15 protein-coding genes and 2 rRNA genes are annotated in these 19,588 nt (G+C 70.2%); 7 read left to right on the top strand and 10 right to left on the bottom strand.

From position 1 onward, the window contains the following. Positions 1-30: 30 nt before the first annotated feature. Positions 31-2,856, bottom strand: a complete 2,826-nt coding sequence (secA, locus tag AB0F29_RS32785; protein WP_361879869.1) for a preprotein translocase subunit SecA — start codon at positions 2,854-2,856, stop codon at positions 31-33. Positions 2,857-3,096: 240 nt separating this feature from the next. Here secA and AB0F29_RS32780 point away from each other — a divergent pair, with 240 nt between their 5' ends. Together AB0F29_RS32780 and AB0F29_RS32775 are read left to right on the top strand one after the other, a co-directional pair. Further along, positions 3,097-3,708 carry a GNAT family N-acetyltransferase gene (locus AB0F29_RS32780; protein ID WP_361879866.1) on the top strand — a complete coding sequence of 204 codons (612 nt, stop codon included), beginning with the start codon at positions 3,097-3,099 and terminating at the stop codon, positions 3,706-3,708. 61 nt (positions 3,709-3,769) lie between these two features. Further along, on the top strand, positions 3,770-4,957 hold the full coding sequence (locus AB0F29_RS32775; protein ID WP_361879863.1) for a crosslink repair DNA glycosylase YcaQ family protein: 1,188 nt from the start codon (positions 3,770-3,772) through the stop codon (positions 4,955-4,957). 39 nt (positions 4,958-4,996) lie between these two features. Here AB0F29_RS32775 and AB0F29_RS32770 read toward each other — a convergent pair whose 3' ends face one another. From AB0F29_RS32770 to mtnA, 7 genes are all read right to left on the bottom strand, one after another. After that, the gene (locus AB0F29_RS32770; RefSeq protein ID WP_361879860.1) at positions 4,997-5,752 is read right to left on the bottom strand and encodes a response regulator transcription factor; all 756 of its coding nucleotides are present in this window, start codon (positions 5,750-5,752) and stop codon (positions 4,997-4,999) included. Positions 5,753-5,935: 183 nt separating this feature from the next. Next, positions 5,936-6,625, bottom strand: a complete 690-nt coding sequence (raiA, locus tag AB0F29_RS32765; protein ID WP_003968752.1) for a ribosome-associated translation inhibitor RaiA — start codon at positions 6,623-6,625, stop codon at positions 5,936-5,938. 326 nt (positions 6,626-6,951) lie between these two features. Continuing rightward, positions 6,952-7,680 carry a ComF family protein gene (locus tag AB0F29_RS32760; protein ID WP_361879858.1) on the bottom strand — a complete coding sequence of 243 codons (729 nt, stop codon included), beginning with the start codon at positions 7,678-7,680 and terminating at the stop codon, positions 6,952-6,954. 84 nt (positions 7,681-7,764) lie between these two features. Further along, entirely contained in the window at positions 7,765-9,606 is a 1,842-nt protein-coding gene (locus tag AB0F29_RS32755; RefSeq protein ID WP_361880096.1) for an LpqB family beta-propeller domain-containing protein, read from the bottom strand. Positions 9,607-9,634: 28 nt separating this feature from the next. Then, on the bottom strand, positions 9,635-11,587 hold the full coding sequence (mtrB, locus tag AB0F29_RS32750; protein WP_361879855.1) for an MtrAB system histidine kinase MtrB: 1,953 nt from the start codon (positions 11,585-11,587) through the stop codon (positions 9,635-9,637). Between the two features lie 88 nt (positions 11,588-11,675). Beyond that, positions 11,676-12,365 carry a two-component system response regulator MtrA gene (gene mtrA, locus AB0F29_RS32745; protein ID WP_199787808.1) on the bottom strand — a complete coding sequence of 230 codons (690 nt, stop codon included), beginning with the start codon at positions 12,363-12,365 and terminating at the stop codon, positions 11,676-11,678. Positions 12,366-12,369: 4 nt separating this feature from the next. Continuing rightward, entirely contained in the window at positions 12,370-13,512 is a 1,143-nt protein-coding gene (gene mtnA, locus AB0F29_RS32740) for an S-methyl-5-thioribose-1-phosphate isomerase (protein WP_361879852.1), read from the bottom strand. A 140-nt stretch (positions 13,513-13,652) separates the two neighbouring features. Between mtnA and AB0F29_RS32735 the strand changes: the two genes are divergently transcribed. Genes AB0F29_RS32735 through AB0F29_RS32715 form a run of 5 tightly spaced genes read left to right on the top strand, consistent with a single transcriptional unit; the run spans position 13,653 to position 19,154 of the window. Next, positions 13,653-14,864, top strand: coding sequence for a hypothetical protein (locus AB0F29_RS32735; RefSeq protein WP_361879849.1), 1,212 nt, complete (start codon positions 13,653-13,655; stop codon positions 14,862-14,864). Between the two features lie 4 nt (positions 14,865-14,868). After that, positions 14,869-15,558 (top strand): DUF4129 domain-containing protein, encoded by a 690-nt coding sequence (locus AB0F29_RS32730; protein WP_361879846.1) that lies wholly within the window; start codon positions 14,869-14,871, stop codon positions 15,556-15,558. Beyond that, positions 15,555-16,805 carry a DUF4350 domain-containing protein gene (locus AB0F29_RS32725; RefSeq protein WP_361879844.1) on the top strand — a complete coding sequence of 417 codons (1,251 nt, stop codon included), beginning with the start codon at positions 15,555-15,557 and terminating at the stop codon, positions 16,803-16,805. Before AB0F29_RS32730 ends, AB0F29_RS32725 begins: the two co-directional genes overlap by 4 nt. Then, positions 16,802-17,830, top strand: coding sequence for a MoxR family ATPase (locus AB0F29_RS32720; RefSeq protein WP_361879841.1), 1,029 nt, complete (start codon positions 16,802-16,804; stop codon positions 17,828-17,830). The genes AB0F29_RS32725 and AB0F29_RS32720 overlap by 4 nt, the downstream gene beginning before the upstream one ends. 10 nt (positions 17,831-17,840) lie before the next feature. Then, a complete protein-coding gene (locus AB0F29_RS32715) occupies positions 17,841-19,154 on the top strand; it encodes a DUF58 domain-containing protein (RefSeq protein ID WP_361879838.1) in 1,314 nt (437 codons plus the stop codon). 165 nt (positions 19,155-19,319) lie between these two features. On the opposite strand, the gene rrf is transcribed toward AB0F29_RS32715, so the two are convergent. Together rrf and AB0F29_RS32705 are read right to left on the bottom strand one after the other, a co-directional pair. Beyond that, positions 19,320-19,436 (bottom strand): 5S ribosomal RNA (rrf, locus tag AB0F29_RS32710). A gap of 79 nt (positions 19,437-19,515) precedes the next feature. Then, a 23S ribosomal RNA gene (locus AB0F29_RS32705) occupies positions 19,516-19,588 on the bottom strand; the annotation flags it as partial.

Below are 19,588 nucleotides of genomic sequence, written 5' to 3'. Positions count from 1 at the left end.
CCGGCCCCTGCCGGGGTACTGCCGCTGGTGCTACTTCTTGCGACGGCGACCGCCGCCGCCACCGCTCTTCTGCGCCTTGCGACGCTCGGCGCGCGTCATGCCGTCGGCGGAACCGGACCGCGTGTCACCGGTGGCGTCGTCGTTGGCGAAGTCACCCTCGACGACACCGCCCTCGCCGTCCACCGTGGGAGCGGAGAAGTGGAGCCGGTCCGGCCGCTGCGGGGCCTCCAGGCCCTTGGCGCGGATCTGCGGGGCAGCGGCGGCGCTCTCCTTCTCCAGCGAGGTGCGCTCGGCGCCGTCCTGCACCGGAACCTCCTCGACCTGCTGCTCGACCTGGACCTCCAGGTTGAACAGGTAGCCGACGGACTCCTCCTTGATGCCCTCCATCATGGCGTTGAACATGTCGAAGCCCTCGCGCTGGTACTCGACCAGCGGGTCCTTCTGCGCCATGGCCCGCAGGCCGATGCCCTCCTGGAGGTAGTCCATCTCGTAGAGGTGCTCGCGCCACTTGCGGTCGAGCACCGAGAGGACGACGCGTCGCTCCAGCTCACGCATGATGTCGGAGCCGAGGGTGTTCTCGCGCTCCTCGTACTGCTCGTGGATGTCGTTCTTGACCGACTCGGCGATGAACTCGGCGGTGACGCCCGCCAGGTCCCCGGCCGCCTCCTCCAGCTCCTCGACGGTGACCTTCACCGGGTAGAGCTGCTTGAAGGCGCCCCACAGCCGGTCGAGGTCCCACTCCTCGGCGAAGCCCTCGGCGGTCTCCTGCCGGATGTAGTCGTCGATCGTGTCATCCATGAAGTGCCGGATCTGATCCTGGAGGTTCTCGCCCTCCAGGACGCGGCGGCGCTCACCGTAGATGACCTCACGCTGCCGGTTGAGCACCTCGTCGTACTTCAGGACGTTCTTGCGCGTCTCGAAGTTCTGCTGCTCGACCTGCGACTGTGCGGAGGCGATGGCGCGGGTGACCATCTTGTTCTCGATCGGGACGTCGTCCGGAACGTTCGCCATCGACATGACGCGCTCGACCATCTGCGCCTTGAACAGGCGCATCAGGTCGTCGCCCAGCGACAGGTAGAAACGGGACTCGCCCGGGTCGCCCTGACGTCCGGAACGACCGCGCAGCTGGTTGTCGATACGGCGCGACTCATGGCGCTCGGTGCCGAGCACGTAGAGCCCGCCGAGGTCCTTGACCTCCTCGAACTCCGCCTTCACGGCCTGCTCGGCCTGCTCCAGCGCGGCGGGCAGCGCGGCCGCCCACTCCTCGACGTTCTCCACCGGGTCGAGGCCGCGCTGGCGCAGCTCCGCCTCGGCGAGGTCGTCCGGGTTACCGCCGAGCTTGATGTCGGTGCCTCGGCCGGCCATGTTCGTCGCGACGGTGACGGCGCCCTTACGGCCCGCCTGGGCGACGATCGTCGCCTCCCGGTCGTGCTGCTTGGCGTTGAGGACCTCGTGCTGGACGCCGCGCTTGGAGAGCTGCTGCGAGAGGTACTCCGACTTCTCGACCGAGGTGGTGCCGACCAGGATCGGCTGGCCCTTCTCGTGCTTCTCGGCGATGTCGTCGACGACCGCGGCGAACTTGGCGACCTCGGTGCGGTAGATCAGGTCCGACTGGTCGGCGCGGACCATCGGCCGGTTCGTCGGGATCGGCACCACGCCGAGCTTGTAGATCTGGTGGAACTCGGCGGCCTCGGTCATCGCCGTACCGGTCATGCCGGAGAGCTTGTCGTACAGGCGGAAGAAGTTCTGCAGGGTGATCGTGGCGAGGGTCTGGTTCTCGTCCTTGATGTCCACCCCTTCCTTCGCCTCGATCGCCTGGTGCATGCCCTCGTTGTAGCGGCGGCCGGCGAGGATGCGGCCGGTGTGCTCGTCGACGATCATGACTTCGCCGTCGATGACGACGTAGTCCTTGTCCTTCTTGAACAGTTCCTTGGCCTTGATGGCGTTGTTCAGGTAACCGACGAGCGGGGTGTTCACCGACTCGTAGAGGTTGTCGATGCCGAGCCAGTCCTCGACCTTGGCGACGCCGGTCTCGTGGATGGCCACGGTCCGCTTCTTCTCGTCGACCTCGTAGTCGCCGGTCTCCTCGATGCCCTTGAGCTGGTTGCCCGCCTCACCCTTGGTGAGGCGCGTGACCAGCTTGGCGAAGTCGCCGTACCACTTGGTGGCCTGGTCGGCCGGGCCGGAGATGATCAGCGGCGTACGGGCCTCGTCGACGAGGATCGAGTCGACCTCGTCGACCACGGCGAAGTTGTGGCCGCGCTGGACGAGCTCGTCCTTGGACCACGCCATGTTGTCGCGGAGGTAGTCGAAGCCGAACTCGTTGTTCGTGCCGTACGTGATGTCGCAGGCGTACTGCTCGCGGCGCTGGGCCGGCGTCATGTTGGCGACGATGCAGCCGACTTCCAGGCCGAGGAACTTGTGGACCCGGCCCATCATCTCGGAGTCACGCTCGGCGAGATAGTCGTTGACCGTGATCAGGTGCACGCCCTTGCCGGAGAGCGCGTTCAGATACGTGGGCAGGGTGCCGACGAGGGTCTTGCCCTCACCGGTCTTCATCTCGGCCACATAACCGAGGTGCAGGGCGGCTCCGCCCATCATCTGTACGTCGTAGTGACGCTGTCCGAGGACGCGCTTCGCGGCCTCACGGACCGTGGCGAACGCTTCGGGAAGCAGGTCGTCCAGGCTCTCGCCGTCCGCGTACCGTTCCTTGTACTCGTCGGTGAGCGCCCGCAGCTCGGCGTCGGAGAGGTTGACGAAGTCCTCTTCGATGGAGCTGACCTGGTCCGCGATGCGGTGCAGTTTGCGCAGGATCTTGCCTTCGCCTGCACGCATGAGCTTGTTGAAGACGGACACTGAGGCTGGTCTCCTTGCCGGTCGGGCCTGGCACTGGGTCGTGTAATGGACTCTGGCGCGGGCACGGCAGGTGGGCCCCACCGCAACGGCCATCGTAAGCGAGGACACCACCGCGTCGGGAGGGCTGCCGTCGCGTGGACCTCACCGCACCCTCATAGGACAACGGTCCAAACGCGTGGAAGGTGCCGGGAAGCCCTAAAAGTGCTCGCATCGAGGGTGCCGGCTCACGAGAATCGGCCCATGGAGCCGATCACTCTCACCACCGAGCGACTGCTGCTGCGGCCCTTCGGCCCGCAGGACACCTATCCGGTGCACGCCGCCTGCCAGGACCCGGACATCCAGCGCTGGACGGTGATCCCTTCCCCGTACCGCCTCACCGACGCGGAGCTGTTCACCACGAAGCTCTGCCCGGCGGGCTGGCAGGACGACTCCGCCTACGGCTTCGCCCTGATCCTGCGGGAGACCGGGGCGCTCGTCGGTGCGCTCGGCATCGACCGCCGCAGCCTGCCGGGGACGTACGAGGTCGGCTACTGGTCCACCAAGGAGCACCGCCGCCGCGGATACGTCACCGAGGCGGTGCTCGGCTCCGCCCGCTGGGCCTTCTCCTCCCTCGGGGCGGACCGGCTGGAGTGGCGGGCGGAGATCGGCAACGTGGCCTCCCGGGCCGTCGTCCTGCGGGCGGGGTTCCGGCTGGAGGGCGACCAGCGGTCCGGGCTGCTCAACAAGGGGGTGCGGCGCGACGCCTGGACGGCGGCCCTGCTCCCGTCCGACCTGGGGCTCGCGGGCTCCCACCCGTACGTCCCCGAACGGCATGCCCCGCGTCCCGGTGGCGCCCCGCGTCCCGGACAGTGACCACGGGATCCGCGACGGCATCCGGGCCGGACTGTCAGTGGCGCCGTCTAGGGTTCGACGTATGACGCCTGTGCCTCCTCCCGCAGTCGAACTCTCCGCCGACCAGGCCCGCCGCATAGCGCTGCGCGCCCAGGGCTTTCTGGGGGCTCCGGACCGCCGGGCAGGGGTGCCGGGAGTGCTGCGGCACCTCGGCGCGGTCCAGCTGGACACGATCTCGGTGCTGGCCCGCTCGCACGAACTGATCCCCTACGCCCGGCTGGGTCCGGTGAGCCGCCGGACGGTGGAGGACGCCTACTGGTCGGGCGGCCGGACCTTCGAGTACTGGTCGCACGCGGCGTGCATCCTGCCGGTCGAGGAGTGGCCGCACTTCGCGTTCCGCCGCCGCGCCTACCGCTCCCGCCCGCACTGGGGCCACGATCTGCCGGACGGCTCGTACGACACCGTGATCAAGCAGCTGCGCGACGAGGGCCCGCTGACGGCGACCGAGCTGGGCGGCGCGAAGAACGGCGGCGAGTGGTGGGACTGGTCGGCGTCCAAGGTCGCCGTCGAACGGGCCCTGATGTACGGCGAGGTGGTGTGCACCGAGCGGCGCGGCTGGAAGCGGGTCTACGACCTGGCCGAGCGGGCCATTCCGGACGCGCTGCTCCACGACGACCTGAGCGACGCCGAGTGCCGGCGGCGGCTGGTGGCGCTGGCGGGCAAGTCCCTGGGCGTCGGCACCCGCGGCGACATCGCCGACTACCACCGGCTGAGGGGCGAGGAGTTCGACGCCGTGGTGGCCGACTCGGGGCTGGTCCCGGTCGTGGTGGAGGGCTGGGCGAAGCCGGCCTGGGCGGACCCGCAGGCGCTGGCCAAGGAGGTCCGCGGACGCCACCGTACGACGCTGTTGTCGCCGTTCGACTCCCTGATCTGGGAGCGCGCGCGCACGGAACGGATCTTCGGCTTCACGCATCGGCTGGAGGCCTACGTGCCCAAGCAGAAGCGGATCCACGGCTACTTCGCCATGCCGTTGCTGGCGGGCGGGAAGCTCCAGGGGCGGGTCGACCCGGCGCGCGAGGGCACCACGCTGATCGCCCGGCAGGCGTCGCTGGCCGGCCCGAAAGCGGTGGCCCCGATGGCCGAGGCCCTGGTGGAGGCGGCGGCCTGGGTGGGCTGCACGGACATCCGGGTGGACCGGGTGGACGCCCCGGAGCTGCGCGAGCCGCTCAGGACGGAGATCGGCCACGCACTCCAGCGCGCCTACCGCTGACCGGCCCCCGCTGCCCGGGACGGGAGCCGGAGCCGTCCGCTACCGGATCTCCAGGATCTTCTCGCGCATGGCGTAGACCACGGCTTCCATCCGTGAGTGCAGCTGCAGTTTCTCCAGGATATTGCGGACGTGGTTCTTCACCGTGTTCTCGGAAATGAACAACTCCTTGGCGATATCCCGGTTGTTCATGCCGGTCGCCACGAGTTTCAGCACTTCCAGCTCGCGTTCGGTGAGCCGGGGCGCCGGAACGAGCCGCCGCTCGTCGGTGCGCTGGATCATCGATTTGAACTCGGTGAGCAGCTTCGAAGCCATGGAGGGGCTGATCTGGGACTGCCCGTCGGCGACCGCGCGAATGGCCGTGGCGACCTCGTCGGTGGAGATCTCCTTGAGGAGGTAGCCGGTCGCGCCCGCCTTGATCGCCTCGTAGAGGTCGGCCTCCTCATCACTGATCGTCAACATGATGATCTTCGCGCTGGGGGCCACCTCCTTGATGGCCGTACAGGCCTCGATGCCGCCGCGCTTGGGCATCCGGACATCCATCAGAACGATGTCGGGCAGCAGGTCGGCGGCCTTGTCGACCGCCTCGGAGCCGTCCCCGGCCTCGCCGACGACCTGGATGTCCTCCTCCTGGGCGAGGACGATCTCCAGGCCCCTGCGGAAGAGCGCGTGGTCATCGACCACGAGGACCCTGATGGGCTCCTTGCGTGAAGCGCCGTCCGCCCCGCTGCCGGTGCACGCACCGGTGTCGTCGCCGGAGTCATTCGCATCGCGCACGGGCCCGAAGGTGTCCGCCATCGTTCCTCCCCCTGAAGGCCACGGCCTGAAGTGTCGGTCGTTCGCCAACGGCACTTCACAGAACACCGATTGGCTCGGGCCGCCATGATTCCATGCCCGGCCACCGGCACGGTGGTCCTGCGCCCGTGCGAGGGTGCCCCCGGTGGCGCGAAAACGCCCCGGGGGCACCCCGACGCTGTAGCCTCAGCCGCCAAGCGCACCGCCCGCGCCGCCTGCTTCGTCCGCGGCGAGCGGGTCGGTCCTCAGGTGGATGACGCCGTAGTCGTAGGCGTGCCGTCGGTAGACGACACTGGGCTCCTTCGTCTCGGAGTCGACGAACAAGTAGAAGTCGTGGCCGACCAGTTCCATCTCGTAGAGCGCCTGGTCGAGCGACATCGGTGCGGCGGTGTGGGTCTTCTCGCGCATCACGAGCGGCCCTTCGCCCTGCACTTCGAGCGAGCCGATCTTCGTGGTGGGGACGGGCTCCGACGGCTGGTCGCCGACCAGTTCACCGTCCTCGTCGAACGAAGCGACGCCGGGGACCACGTCCCCGACCTCGGCAGCCGACAGACGGCCGTTGCCTCGGCGGCTGTAGCGCTTGTCGTGCTGCTTGCGCAGCCGGGCCTCCAGCTTTCCGGTGGCCAGGTCGAGCGCTGCGTAAGGGTCGCCTGCCGCCGCCTCCGCCCGGATGACCGGCCCCCGGGAGCGGAGCGTGATCTCCACCCGGTCGGAACGGTCGGCCTGACGGGGATTCGGCTCCTTGGACACCTCGACGTCGAGGCTGATCACCTTGCCGTCGAACTTCTGGATCTTGTCCAGCTTCAGCTTCTCGGCCACGTGCTTGCGGAACCGCTCGGGCACCTCGGTCTTGCGGCCCTTGACGACGATGTCCACGCAGAACTCCGTTCCCGGATCGCTCCGCTCAGCGGCGGAGCATCTCCCTTTTGCACCAGGCCCCGGAGATCACCAGGGCCTCGGACTCGGTGACTTTCGCCTCCTCCTCCCCCGTCGGAAGGGTCGCAACCCCACCGACTCGCGTGCTTCTCCTACCGGTGAGTTACCTGCCCGAAACCTGATGGTGCATTCATCGAGGTCCGGCATTCACCGTTCCTCACAACCGAACATAGCCTGCGCACCAGGGTCTCGGCACCCGCTACTGGCACGTACCTCCGTTCAGGGGGTACTGCCCTCTCATTACCTGCAACGATGCGGGTTCTCGGTCAGTTCCGGTTTATTTCGAAGGCGGAGGGAGAGGCTGCGACGACCGCCGCCCGGCACCCTCCGTGCACGGAGGGCTCCGGACCGGCGCCGCGCGCCTCGCAGACGGCCCGCGCCGCCTCCGCCAGCGTCGATCCCGTCGTCAACAGATCGTCGACCAGGATCACCCGGCCGTGCCGGAGGAGCCGCCCTCCCCCTGCCGTGAGCTCCAGCGCGCCGGCCAGGTTCGCCCGCCGCTGCCGCGCCCCGAGACCGGCCTGGTCGGCGACCGCACGCCGCTGCCGCAACAGCGGAAGCACCTCGGCCGGCAGTCCCTCGCGCCGCAGGTCCCGCGCGGCCGTGGCAGCGATCCTGCGCACCGGGTCATGGCCACGCGCCGCGGTCGAGGAGCGCGCGGAGGGCACCGGGACCAGCAGAAGAGGGCCCGCACCGCCCGGCCGCCCCGCCCAGGCCCGTACACAACCCGCCAGGGCCCGGCCGAGCGCCCCGGCCAACCCCAGGGCGCCCCGCTCCTTGTGGGCCAGCAGAACCGCGCGTACGGCGTTCTCGTACGGCGCGGCCGCGTACACCGGCGGAAGCCCCGGGGGCCGCGGCGAGGGCCGGACCGGGCGGGCGGGCGCACCGTGCAACGCGGCCCCGCAGGCGGTGCACAGCTCGGTGCGCGGCCTGCCGCAGCCGGCGCAGGCCACCGGCAGAAGCAGACCGGACAGTTCCTGCCACGCGTTCCGCATGGCCCCACTGTGCCGGGGCCGCCGGGACCGGGCCACCCCTGTGGAAAACCCCGGACGCCCGGCGGATCCCGGTCCGCTGCCGGATCAGCCGGGGTAGACCAACGACGTGCCCTGTTGGAGAACCGTCTGCCAGTTGTCCCCGGGCGAGAGCTTCACTATGCCGTCGCCGACGGTCTCCGCCATCAGCGGAAGCAGTTCGTCGTCCGCAGCGGCGACCGACTGGACCTGGTTCACCCCGGGCAACGACCCCGAGGCCGATGTGGAGCCGTCCGCCTGCACGTAACGCACCTGCTGGACACCGCCCTCCTCCTTGCCCACGACCACCAGCCGACTGCGCCCGGACCAGGAGATGGCCGTCACGTCCGTGAGCTGCGGTGCGGCCTGCCGCAGGTCCTCGACCGAGATCTCGCCGGCCACCGAGGAGCCCCGGCGCTCGACCCGGCCGATGCTCAGCGTCGTACGGCCGTCCTTCCTCAGCAGCAGCGCGATCCGCACCCCGTCCGCGGACATCCGCAGCTCCTCGATGCGGGCGCCGTCGAGACCCGGCACCCGGACCTCCTGCGGATCGCCCGCGCCCCCGGTCAGCCGCAGCAGCCTGGGACCGGCCGGATCGCGGTCGGCGACCCACAGGTCGCCGCGGCCGTCCCAGCTCGGCGACGACAGCCGGTCGGCGGCCTTCTTCGCCTTGCTGCTGACGAGGGGGTCGGTCAGTTCACTGCTCTCCGCCTCCAGGGAGGACACGTAGAGGTCCTGCCCGTGGGAGGAGACCGCGGCGGCCCGTCGTTCGTCCCGGGCCACCCCGACGGCGCTCATCGGCACGGCGCCCGCGCCGAGCGGGCCGGTCACGGGCTCGGGCGTTCCGGTGCCGTCGGTGGCGCCGGGGATCCGCTCAACCTGACCCTTGTCGTTGATGAAGTACTGGCTGTCGGCCTCGTCGGAGCCGTTGTCGGCGGAGAAATCCGGCGCGTCGTCGGCGTCCAGTCCACAGAGCTGGGCGCCCTCGCCGCCCTCCAGCTCGACCCGCTCGACCCGTGCCGGGGTCAGGTCCTTGAGCGTGAACAGCACCTGCGCGGCCATCATCCGGCAGGCGCTGGGGCTCGCCTTGTCGGCCTTGTGGTTGAGCGGCACCTTCAGGACGTTCTGATCGTCCGACGGCAGCGCGATGATGCCCTTGCGCAGGGCGGTGCCCGTCGGGAACCGGGAGTCGACCACGGGCCGCAGCCAGTTCGTCGGACCGGCGAGCAGCGTCCTGACGGCCTGCGTGGCGGTGTCCATGCGCGTGACCGGATCCGCACGGTTGCGCACGTAGACGGGGTCAGCGACGAGTGTCGACCGGCCGCTCGTACGCCCGGTGGCGAAGAAGTACTTGTTCACGGAGCGGTAGAGGCGCTTGAAGTCGGACTGACCGAGGACCAGGCCGTCCGGCACGACGTCGATGCGCCACTCCTGCTTCCCGTCGGGCCCCTTCTCCCGCACCAGGTGCAGGGCCTGGGCGTAGTCGCTGGGCGCGAGGGGACGGTAGGAACTCTGGGCGTCGACCGCCGCCACCTTCTCGCCGGTCAGCGTGTAGGTCGTCGCCTTGTCCCGGGTGGCCCGGTCGGCCTCGTCGTGGAGCAGCGGGCCACTGCGGTTGGGGGCCTGGGCGAGCACCGTGATGCCCCCGCCCGGCTGCCAGGTGCGCCGGGCGTCGGCGCTCAGGTACTTCCGGGTGGTCGCGAACGCGGGATCGTCACTGGTCATCGACTCCAGGAAGCCGTCGACGATCTCGCTGGGCGCCGCGCCTTCCCGGGGTGCCACCGCGTACACCTGGACCTGGGAGTCCCCGGGCTGTGAGGCGTCGACCGCCTTGACGTCCCCGGTCACCGGCATCGAGCCGCACCCGGCCAGCACGACGACGCCGCATCCCAGCAGCGCGACCCTCCGCACCGCCCGTCCTCGGCCGCCCGGACCGCGGTCAGTACCCACGAGTGGTGTCCTCCTGGTCGGAATCGAGTACGCCGTTGCCCGAACGCCCACCGGGGCGCTCCTGGGCCGGGCGCGCCACGACACGTGCCCCGTTGCCGGGCAGCGCGGCGGGGTGCACCGACGAGGGGGCGCCGTTGCGGACGACGGGGCCGCGACCGGGCACGGGCAGCGGCGAACGCTCGCCGGCCCCGGGCTGGGGCGGCACGGACATCAGCCGGTGGTCGTCCGACGCGCCCGCTCCGGCCTCGTCGCGTTCCCGGTTGCCGCGGTTGCGCCGCGAGTCCTCGGGCTCCAGCGGTATCGGCGAACCGCGCAGGGGCTCGTCCGCCGTACGCGGCAGGGTCAGCCTGAACTGGGAGCCGCCGCCCGGCTCGCCCCAGGCCTGCAGCCAGCCGCCGTGCAGCCGGGCGTCCTCCACGGCGATCGACAGACCGAGACCCGTCCCGCCGGTCGTCCGGGCCCGCGCCGGGTCCGCACGCCAGAACCGGTTGAAGACCCGGGTCGCCTCGCCGGGCTTGAGCCCGACCCCGTAGTCCCGGACGGCCACGGCGACCGCGCCCTGCGCCACGCCCATCCGCACCACGACGTCCCGGCCCTCACCGTGCTCGACGGCGTTCACCACGAGGTTGCGCAGGACGCGTTCGACACGGCGTGCGTCGGCCTCGGCTATCACCGGCTGTTCGTCGCCGACGACCAGGATCCGGGTGCCCTTGCGCTCGGCGAGCGGTTCGGCGCCACCGATCACCCGGTGCACCACGGTCCGCAGGTCTATCGGCTCGGCCTCCAGGGCCGCGGCGCCCGCGTCGAACCGGCTGATCTCCAGCAGATCGGCGAGCAGCGACTCGAACCGGTCGAGCTGGTCGCCGAGCAGTTCGGCGGAGCGCGCGGTGACGGGGTCGAAGTCGGCACGCGCCTCGTGGATGACGTCGGCGGCCATCCTGACGGTCGTGAGGGGGGTCCGCAGCTCGTGCGATACGTCGGAGACGAAGCGCCGCTGCATCCGGGAGAGCTCCTCCAGCTGCTGGATCTTCAGCTGGAGGTTCTGGGCCATCTTGTTGAAGGCCTCGCCTAGCCGGGCGATGTCGTCCTCACCGGTGACCTTCATCCGTTCCTGGAGCTTGCCGGCGGAGAGTCGCTCGGCGATGCCGGCGGCCATCCGCACCGGCGTGACGACCTGCCGCACCACGAACCAGGCGATGGCCCCGAGCAGCACGACGACGAACAGTCCGGCGGTCGCCAGGGTCGTCTTGACCAGTGTCAGGGACTTCTCCTCCTGCGTGAGCGGGAAGAGGTAGTACAGCTCGTAGGGCTGCTGATCGATGTCGTAGAGCCGCTTGCCGACGACGAGGCCGGGCTGCGCCTCACTGCCGTACGAGTACCGGATCCGGGAGTACGTCTGGAACGCGCCCTGCCCCTCGCTCACCTTCTGCCGCAGGCGCTCAGGGACGCTGGACGCCTCGACGCTGCCGGAACCGCGCGCGGCACGGCTGCTCGCGCCCTCCGCCACCGAGTCGACGCTGAGCGCCACCACGTTGAAGGCGTTCTTGCCACCGCTGGCGAGTTGGTCGACGAGCTCGGTGCGCCAGGAGGTGCTGCCGGTCATGCCGTCGGTGGGCTCGCTCCCCTGGCCGTCGGGGGCAAGGGGGACGTTGGCCTTTTCCTGGGCCGCGGCGAAGCCGCCGACGGCCTGGGTCTGGGCGGCCTTGCCCTTGGCGTCGAGCAGGCCGTTGCGCACCTGGCCGATGACGACGAAGCCGAGCAGCAGCACGACGCCGATCGACATCAGCAGGGTGCCCGCGACGACGCGGAGCTGCAGATTGCGCCGCCACAACCGGACGGCGGGCAGCAACGGGCGGCGTACCCACCGCATCAGCAACCGCGGTACGGGCCCGCCGGGCGTCCGGTCCTCGAACAGCCGGCCGCCCTGCAGGAAACGGCTCATACGTGACGCCTTCCGTCCCGGGCCGGCAGCCCGCTCCGTACGGACTCCCGGCTCGCCGGGCCCCGGAGCGACGCTGCCTCGGGGCACCTCAGCTCGGTCCGGCCTTGTAGCCGACGCCTCGGACCGTCACGACGATCTCCGGCCGTTCCGGGTCCTTCTCGACCTTGGAACGCAGACGCTGGACATGCACATTCACCAGGCGGGTGTCGGCCGCGTGGCGGTAACCCCACACCTGTTCCAGCAGGACCTCACGGGTGAAGACCTGCCACGGCTTGCGGGCGAGCGCGACCAGCAGGTCGAACTCCAGCGGGGTCAGGGCGATGGACTGCCCCTCCCGCTTCACGGAGTGGCCTGCCACGTCGATGACCAGGTCACCGATGGTCAGCTGTTCCGGCGCGGGCTCTTCGGACCGCCGCAGACGTGCCCTGATCCGGGCAACCAACTCCTTAGGTTTGAACGGCTTGACGATGTAGTCGTCGGCCCCTGATTCCAGGCCCACCACCACATCGACGGTGTCGCTCTTGGCAGTGAGCATGACGATCGGCACACCGGACTCGGCCCTGATCAGCCTGCACACCTCGATGCCGTCCCTTCCGGGCAGCATGAGGTCGAGCAGCACCAGGTCCGGCTTGGCCTCACGAAATGCGGCCAGTGCCCTGTCGCCGTCCGCTACGAACGACGGCTCGAAACCTTCTCCACGCAGCACAATCCCGAGCATCTCGGCCAGTGCGGTGTCGTCGTCGACGACAAGGACGCGTCCCTTCATAATCGACATCATCCCATTAGCTAATCGTTACCTGCGATGACCTGGCACACAGCTCTGCCAGTCCGGCCCCCGTGACCGGCGAAACAGCGCCCTCCTCGGTGACGATCGCCGTGATCAGTTCCGGGGGTGTGACGTCGAAGGCCGGGTTGTACGCCGGGGCCCCGAGGGGTGCGACGACCATCCCTCCTCCACCGTCGGCCGATACACCCTGCCACGATGTGAGCTCCGTCACTTCTCGCCCGGGGCGCTGCTCGACGATGATCGATGTGCCGTCCGGGGTCTCCAGATCCACGGTCGTCGTCGGCGCCACCACGATGAAGGGCACGTGGTGATACTTCGCGAGCACGGCCAGCGGATAGCTCCCCACCTTGTTCGCCACCGAACCGTCGGCGGCGATGCGGTCCGCCCCTATGAGCACCGCATCGACCTCCCCGGCCGCGAACAGGGACCCCGCCGCATTGTCCGTGAGCAGGCTGTACGCCAGACCGTTGCGCGCAGCCTCGTACGCGGTCAGCCGGGCCCCCTGGAGCAGCGGCCGTGTCTCGTCCACCCACAGCCGTCGCAACCGGCCCTTCCGGTGCACCCGCAACGCCACGGCCAGCGCCGTCCCCTCGCCCCCGGAGACCAGCGCCCCGGTATTGCAGTGGGTCAGCAGCTGATACCCGCCGCCCTGGACCAGCTCCTCCAGCAACGCCTCGCCGTACTCCGCCATACGCCTGCTGGCCTGGGCATCCTCCCGGTGCAGGGCCCGCGCCGCGGCCAGCGCCGCCGCGGCGGCCGCCTCGTCGCCCGCCCCCTCGCCGACGGCCTCCCCGTAGGCGGCCGCCACCCGCCGCACCCCGTAGCCGAGGTTCACCGCGGTGGGCCGCGCCCGCTCCAGCAGACCGGCCGCCTCCGCCACGTCGTAGCCCCGCGCCGCCGCGAGCGCCACCCCATAACCCCCGGCGATCCCGAGCAGCGGGGCCCCTCGCACCGCCAGAGTCTGGATCGCCCGCACCAGCGCGGGGACATCGGTGCACACCAGCTCGACCTCCTCGGCGGGCAGCCGCGTCTGGTCGAGAAGCACCAGCACGGGACCCTCCGGGAGCTCGTCCCAGCGGAGTACGGAAAGCGCGGGAGGCTCGAAGCCCACCGTCGATTGCGCGTCCTGATCAGCCATCCGTCCAGTCTGCCCGGTGAGCCGCCCGTACCTGAAGGCACCATGGAGACAGAGCGGCTGGTCCACCCCGGACCCACGCGTGGCACGATGGCTGCCAACCTGCCGCCCCGATGAGCGGTCAGGACGGTGAAGGAGCGAGAATGAACGACTCTCCGGGCTGGGCGTCGCCCGGATCTGCCCCCTCCGACGGCAAGGAGACGGCGATTCCCCGCCCCTCCGAACCTCAGGACGGAAGCGGCCCGACGGGACAGTGGTCCCCCGAGCAGCCGCCCCCAGGGCAGTGGTCCCCACCGAGCAACCCCGACAGCCGTCCCGGAGCCCGGCCTCCCGCCCCCGGCTGGGGCGGTGGCCCGCAGCGCCAGGGCTGGGCAGGACCGCCGCCGGCCGCGAAGCCCGGCGTCATCCCGCTGCGCCCCCTGAGCCTCGGCGAAATCCTCGACGGCTCCGTCTCCGCCCTGCGCGCCCACTGGCGTACCGCACTCGGTTTCAGCCTCGCGGTCTCGGTGGTCACCCAGATCGCCGTCATCCTCATGCAGCGCTATCTGCTGCCGGAACCGACCTCCGTCGACCCGAACGCCACCGGCACCGAGGCCCTCCGCCAGGCCACCGACTCCGCCCGGTCGACACTGATCTCCCTGGTCCCGGCCTCCCTCGTCATGATGATCGCCACGCTCTTCACCGCGTCGATCATCACCGTGGTCATCAGCCGCTCGGTCCTGGGCCGTCCCACCACGCTCTCCGACACCTGGGCAGAGGCTCGCCCCCGGGTCCTCCCGCTGCTCGGGCTGACCTTGCTGGTGGCCCTGATCATGGCAGCGATCATGACCGTGGGCATCGGCCCCGGCCTGCTGCTGGGCTCCGGGGCGGGAGCGGCACTCGCCTTCCTCGGCTTCGCCGCCGCCTGCGTCGTGATGCTCTGGCTGAACGTCAGCTTCGCACTCGCCGCCCCCGCCCTGATGCTGGAACGACAGAGCATCGTCGCCGCGCTGCGCAGGTCGGCGAAGCTGGTCCGCGGCGCCTGGTGGCGTACCTTCGGGATCCTCGCCCTGACCTGGCTGCTGACCTTCCTGCTGACGTTCCTCGTCTCCATCCCGTTCGGCGTCATCGCGGTGATCGCCGACGGAACCGACGTCAGCGAACTCTTCAGCGGCACCGCCCCTTCCTTCGGCTGGCCGTTCCTGATCGTCACCGGCATCGGCGAAGTGATCGTCTCGACACTGATCTACCCCTTCGTCGCCGGTGTGATGGCCCTCCTCTACGTGGACCAGCGCATCCGCCGCGAAGCACTCGACCTCGACCTCGCACGGGCCGCGGGTCTGCCCGGCTACGGCGCCGACACCCCCAGGAGCTGATGCGGTGTCGGGGGCGGGGGGCATCACCACAGCACGGCGGGACACAGCAACGGGCGACATACCCGTGGACACTCCGCGTCTCCCCGCACGGGAGGCGGCGGAGAGCGAGCTGTCCAAGCCCATGTACCACGAGAACGACCCGAACTTCCTCCAGCGCGCCCTGTACCAGTTCTGGGACTGGGTCGCCGGGGTGTTCGACGCCGCCGCGGGCGCCGCCCCCGGCGGCCCGGCCGGACTCGTGGTCCTGGTCGTCCTCGTCCTCGGCCTTGCCGCCGCCCTCTGGTGGCGGCTCGGCACCCCGCAACGCTCCTCCCGGAGCCCGGACGCTCTCTTCGACAGCGACGGCCCCCGCAGCGCGGCCCAGCACCGCGCCACCGCCGAGGCACACGCCACGGCTCTGCGCTGGACCGAGGCCGTCCAGGAACGCATGCGTGCCGTCGTCCGGTCCCTTGAGGAACGTGCCCTGCTCGACCCACGCCCCGGCCGCACAGCGGACGAAGCCGCAGCCGAAGCCGGCCGGGCCCTGCCCGAGCACAGGGTCCGGCTGCGCGCCGCCGCCCGGGCCTTCGACGACGTGACGTACGGGGGCCGCACCGCGGACCAGCCGACATATCTGTCCCTGCGCACCCTCGACCTCGAACTCGACGAGGCAAAGCCGCTGCTGCCCGGAACCTCCCGAGGAGCCGCCGGATGACCACGGCGACCACCGCTTCCCCCACCTCGACAGCGCCCACCCCCGGCCAGGTGTGGACCCGTGCCCGAGGCATCCTGGCCGTCGTCCTCATCCTCGTCGTCGCCGGCATCACGTTCGCCGTCGTACGTTCCGGAACGAACCACGGACAGCTCGACCCCCGCTCGACGGACCCCAAGGGAAGCCGCGCCGTGGCCGAACTCCTCAAGGCTCGCGGCGTCTCCGTCACCGTCGCCACCACTCTCGACGAAGTCACCGCCGCGACCGGCCCCGACACCACACTCTTCGTCGCCGGCCCCAATCTCCTGACCCGGTCGCAGCAGCTCCGACTGGACGCGGCGGCCTCCGCCTCCGCAGGGCGCACCCTGCTGATCGCCCCGGGACCGGAAGCCACGTCTCGGCTCGCCCCCGGCGTCCACGCCGCGCCGCACCAGGCCGTCAGTGCTCTCGCCCCGTCGTGCGAGCTCCCCGCCGCCCGGCTGGCCGGCACAGCGGACATGGGCGGCACCCGGTACACGACACAGGACGCCGGCGCCGTCACCTGCTACCCGGCCGCAGGCCTTCCCAGTCTGATCGTCCTCCCGACCGGAGAGGGAGGCGACACCGTCATCCTCGGCTCCCCCGACCTCCTCCACAACGAGCGTCTCGACAAGCAGGGCAACGCCTCGCTCGCCCTGCAACTCCTCGGCTCCCGTCCTCATCTCGTCTGGTACCTCCCCTCTCTCGCAGATCCATCCGCGACAACCGACGACGACTCCCCCGGCGACGGAAACAAGGCCCCATCAGAGGACGGCACGAGGGACGACGCGTCCGACGAGAGCGGCTTCCTCGACCTCATCCCCTCCGGCTGGCTGTGGGGAACGCTCCAACTCGTCCTTGCAGCAGTCCTTGCCGCCGTCTGGCGGGCCCGCCGACTCGGCCCTCTGGTGAAGGAACGGCTACCAGTGGCCATCCGCGCATCCGAATCGGCCGAAGGCCGCTCGCTCCTCTACCGCAAGGCCAACGCCCGCGACCGTGCCGCCGACGCACTCCGAGCCGCCACCCGCACGCGTATCGCCCCCCTCGCCGGAGTGCCCGCCCGTGATGCGCACACCCCTGATGTCCTTCTCTCCGCCGTGTCCGCCCGCATCACCACCCCGGACCACGACCTCCGCACCCTCCTTTTCGGTACGGCTCCCTCCACCGATGCCGCCCTGGTCCTCCTCGCTGATCAACTCGACGCCCTCGAAAGAGAGGTACGCACTTCATGAGCGCCCCGACCCCCGAGCCGGCCGAGCCCACGGTGCCCACAGCGGCCCCCGTGAGGCCCGCGGAACCGGAGCCGTCCGACAGCGCCCGCGCGTCCTTGGAGGCTCTGCGCTCCGAGATCGCCAAGGCCGTCGTCGGCCAGGACCCCGCCGTCACCGGACTCGTCGTCGCGCTGCTCTGCCGGGGACACGTACTCCTCGAAGGCGTACCCGGCGTGGCCAAGACGCTGCTGGTCCGTGCACTTGCCGCATCACTCGAACTCGACACCAAGCGCGTCCAGTTCACCCCCGACCTCATGCCCAGTGACGTCACGGGTTCACTGGTCTACGACGCGCGCACCGCCGAGTTCTCGTTCCAGCCCGGTCCCGTCTTCACCAACCTGCTGATCGCCGACGAGATCAACCGCACTCCTCCCAAGACCCAGTCCTCCCTCCTCGAAGCGATGGAGGAAAGGCAGGTCACCGTGGACGGGACGCCACGGCCACTGCCTGACCCCTTCCTCGTCGCCGCGACCCAGAACCCCGTCGAGTACGAAGGCACCTATCCCCTCCCCGAAGCCCAACTCGACCGCTTCCTGCTGAAACTGACGGTTCCGCTCCCTTCACGACAGGATGAGATAGACGTCCTCACCCGTCACGCCGACGGCTTCAACCCGCGCGACCTCCAAGCCGCGGGGATACGGCCCGTCGCCGGGCCCGCCGATCTGGAAGCAGCACGCGAAGCCGTCGCGAAGACCACCGTCTCCCCCGAGATCGCCGGCTATGTCGTGGATATCTGCCGTGCCACGCGCGATTCCCCCTCGCTCTCCCTCGGAGTCTCCCCCCGAGGCACCACCGCACTGCTGTCGACCGCCCGGGCCTGGGCCTGGCTGACCGGCCGGGACTATGTCACCCCGGACGATGTGAAGGCCCTGGCGCTCCCCACGCTCCGTCATCGCATCCACCTGCGGCCCGAGGCGGAAATGGAAGGAGTCACCCCCGACTCCGTCATCGCCTCAGTGCTCGCCCACGTCCCCGTACCCCGATGAGGCGGTGACCATGGCCCTCACCGGACGTACCGCGTTGCTGGCCGCCCTGGGATCACTCCCCGTAGGCATCCTCGCTCCCAGCTGGGCCGGGATGCTTGCGGTCAACGCTCCGCTCTCACTGGCAATACTGTGCGACTATGCGCTGGCCGCGCCAGTGCGTACGCTCCGATTCACTCGATCCGGCGACACATCTGTTCGACTCGGTGACGTGGCCGAAGTGCAACTGACGGTGACCAACACCTCGCGTCGGCGCCTGCGCGCCCAGCTGCGGGACGCCTGGCCCCCCAGCAGCTGGACCTCGGGCTCCGAACGTCGCGCTTCCCGCCACACGCTGGCGATTCCCGCCGGGGAACGCCGACGTCTGGTCACTGTTCTGCGCCCGAGCCGGCGCGGCGATCGGCAGGCCGACCGCATCACCATCCGCTCGTACGGCCCGCTGGGCCTTGCCGCACGCCAAGGACAGCACCGGGCACCGTGGACCGTACGAGTCCTGCCACCGTTCACCAGCCGCAAGCATCTGCCTTCCCGGCTCGCCCGGCTCCGGGAACTCGACGGCCGCACCAGCGTTCTGACACGCGGTGAAGGCACGGAGTTCGACAGTCTGCGGGCCTACGTGCCCGGGGACGACACCCGCTCCATCGACTGGCGGGCCACCGCACGCCAGTCCGCCGTAGCGGTCCGGACATGGCGTCCCGAGCGTGACCGGCACATCCTGATCGTCCTCGACACCGGCCGCACGTCAGCGGGCCGGGTAGGTGACGTCCCCCGTCTGGACGCCTCGATGGACGCCACACTCCTTCTCACCGCGCTCGCCACCCGGGCGGGCGACCGCGTAAGCCTCCTCGCCTACGACCGCCAGGTCCGAGCCCGGGTCCAGGGCCGGACGGCAACGGGCAATGTGCTGGCCACCGTCATCAACACCCTGGCCACGCTGGAACCCGAGCTCATCGAGACGGACGCCCGAGGCCTGAGCAACGCCGCCCTCACCGACGCCCCTCGCGGTTCGCTGATCGTTCTTCTCACGACGTTGGAGGCCGCCCCCATCGAGGAGGGGCTTCTCCCGGTGCTGCCTCAACTCACCCAGCGCCACACCGTTCTGCTGGCCGCGGTCTCCGACCCTCGGATTGAAGGAATGGCCCACGCGCGGGGAACCGTGGACTCCGTGTACGACGCGGCAGCCGCCGCGCAGGCCCAGGCCGACCGCGGCCGCACGGCCGACAGGCTCCGCCGCCACGGCGTTGTCGTCGTGGACGCCACTCCGGAGAATCTCGCTCCCACGCTTGCCGATACGTACTTGGCCCTGAAGGCGGCAGGGCGTCTCTGACGGAGAGCCCAGCGCCTTGCCCTGCCGGCTCTACGGTCGAGGAGTAGCCGGGGAACTGCCTGCTCCAGCTCGCGTTCCTCTGATTCTCCTCGGCGCCGGTGCCGATCGAGTCGTGAACGCAGAAAAGCCCCGCACCAAAAGGTGCGGGGCTTTCCCGGAAAAATTGTTCGGCGGCGTCCTACTCTCCCACAGGGTCCCCCCTGCAGTACCATCGGCGCTGAAAGGCTTAGCTTCCGGGTTCGGAATGTAACCGGGCGTTTCCCTAACGCAATGACCACCGAAACACTATGAAATTAACCAACACCGGATGAAAACACGGCCGTTCGTTATTTCAGAACTAACACAGTGGACGCGAGCAACTGAGGACAAGCCCTCGGCCTATTAGTACCAGTCAGCTCCACCCGTTGCCGGGCTTCCACATCTGGCCTATCAAC

Origin of the sequence: Streptomyces sp. NPDC026589 (assembly GCF_040638385.1) — a bacterium.
Lineage (GTDB): Bacteria > Actinomycetota > Actinomycetes > Streptomycetales > Streptomycetaceae > Streptomyces.
This window is presented reverse-complemented; position numbering and strand designations above follow the sequence as displayed.

Bases quoted from the DNA above. Each gene is read 5' to 3' on its own strand.
- AB0F29_RS32780 (WP_361879866.1), top strand. From the start codon at position 3,097: ATGGAGCCGATCACTCTCACCACCGAGCGACTGCTGCTGCGGCCCTTC.
- mtrA (WP_199787808.1), bottom strand. From the start codon at position 12,365: ATGATGTCGATTATGAAGGGACGCGTCCTTGTCGTCGACGACGACACC.
- AB0F29_RS32715 (WP_361879838.1), top strand. From the start codon at position 17,841: ATGGCCCTCACCGGACGTACCGCGTTGCTGGCCGCCCTGGGATCACTC.
- mtnA (WP_361879852.1), bottom strand. From the start codon at position 13,512: ATGGCTGATCAGGACGCGCAATCGACGGTGGGCTTCGAGCCTCCCGCG.
- mtrB (WP_361879855.1), bottom strand. From the start codon at position 11,587: ATGAGCCGTTTCCTGCAGGGCGGCCGGCTGTTCGAGGACCGGACGCCC.
- AB0F29_RS32735 (WP_361879849.1), top strand. From the start codon at position 13,653: ATGAACGACTCTCCGGGCTGGGCGTCGCCCGGATCTGCCCCCTCCGAC.
- AB0F29_RS32725 (WP_361879844.1), top strand. From the start codon at position 15,555: ATGACCACGGCGACCACCGCTTCCCCCACCTCGACAGCGCCCACCCCC.
- AB0F29_RS32775 (WP_361879863.1), top strand. From the start codon at position 3,770: ATGACGCCTGTGCCTCCTCCCGCAGTCGAACTCTCCGCCGACCAGGCC.
- AB0F29_RS32760 (WP_361879858.1), bottom strand. From the start codon at position 7,680: ATGCGGAACGCGTGGCAGGAACTGTCCGGTCTGCTTCTGCCGGTGGCC.
- AB0F29_RS32770 (WP_361879860.1), bottom strand. From the start codon at position 5,752: ATGGCGGACACCTTCGGGCCCGTGCGCGATGCGAATGACTCCGGCGAC.
- AB0F29_RS32720 (WP_361879841.1), top strand. From the start codon at position 16,802: ATGAGCGCCCCGACCCCCGAGCCGGCCGAGCCCACGGTGCCCACAGCG.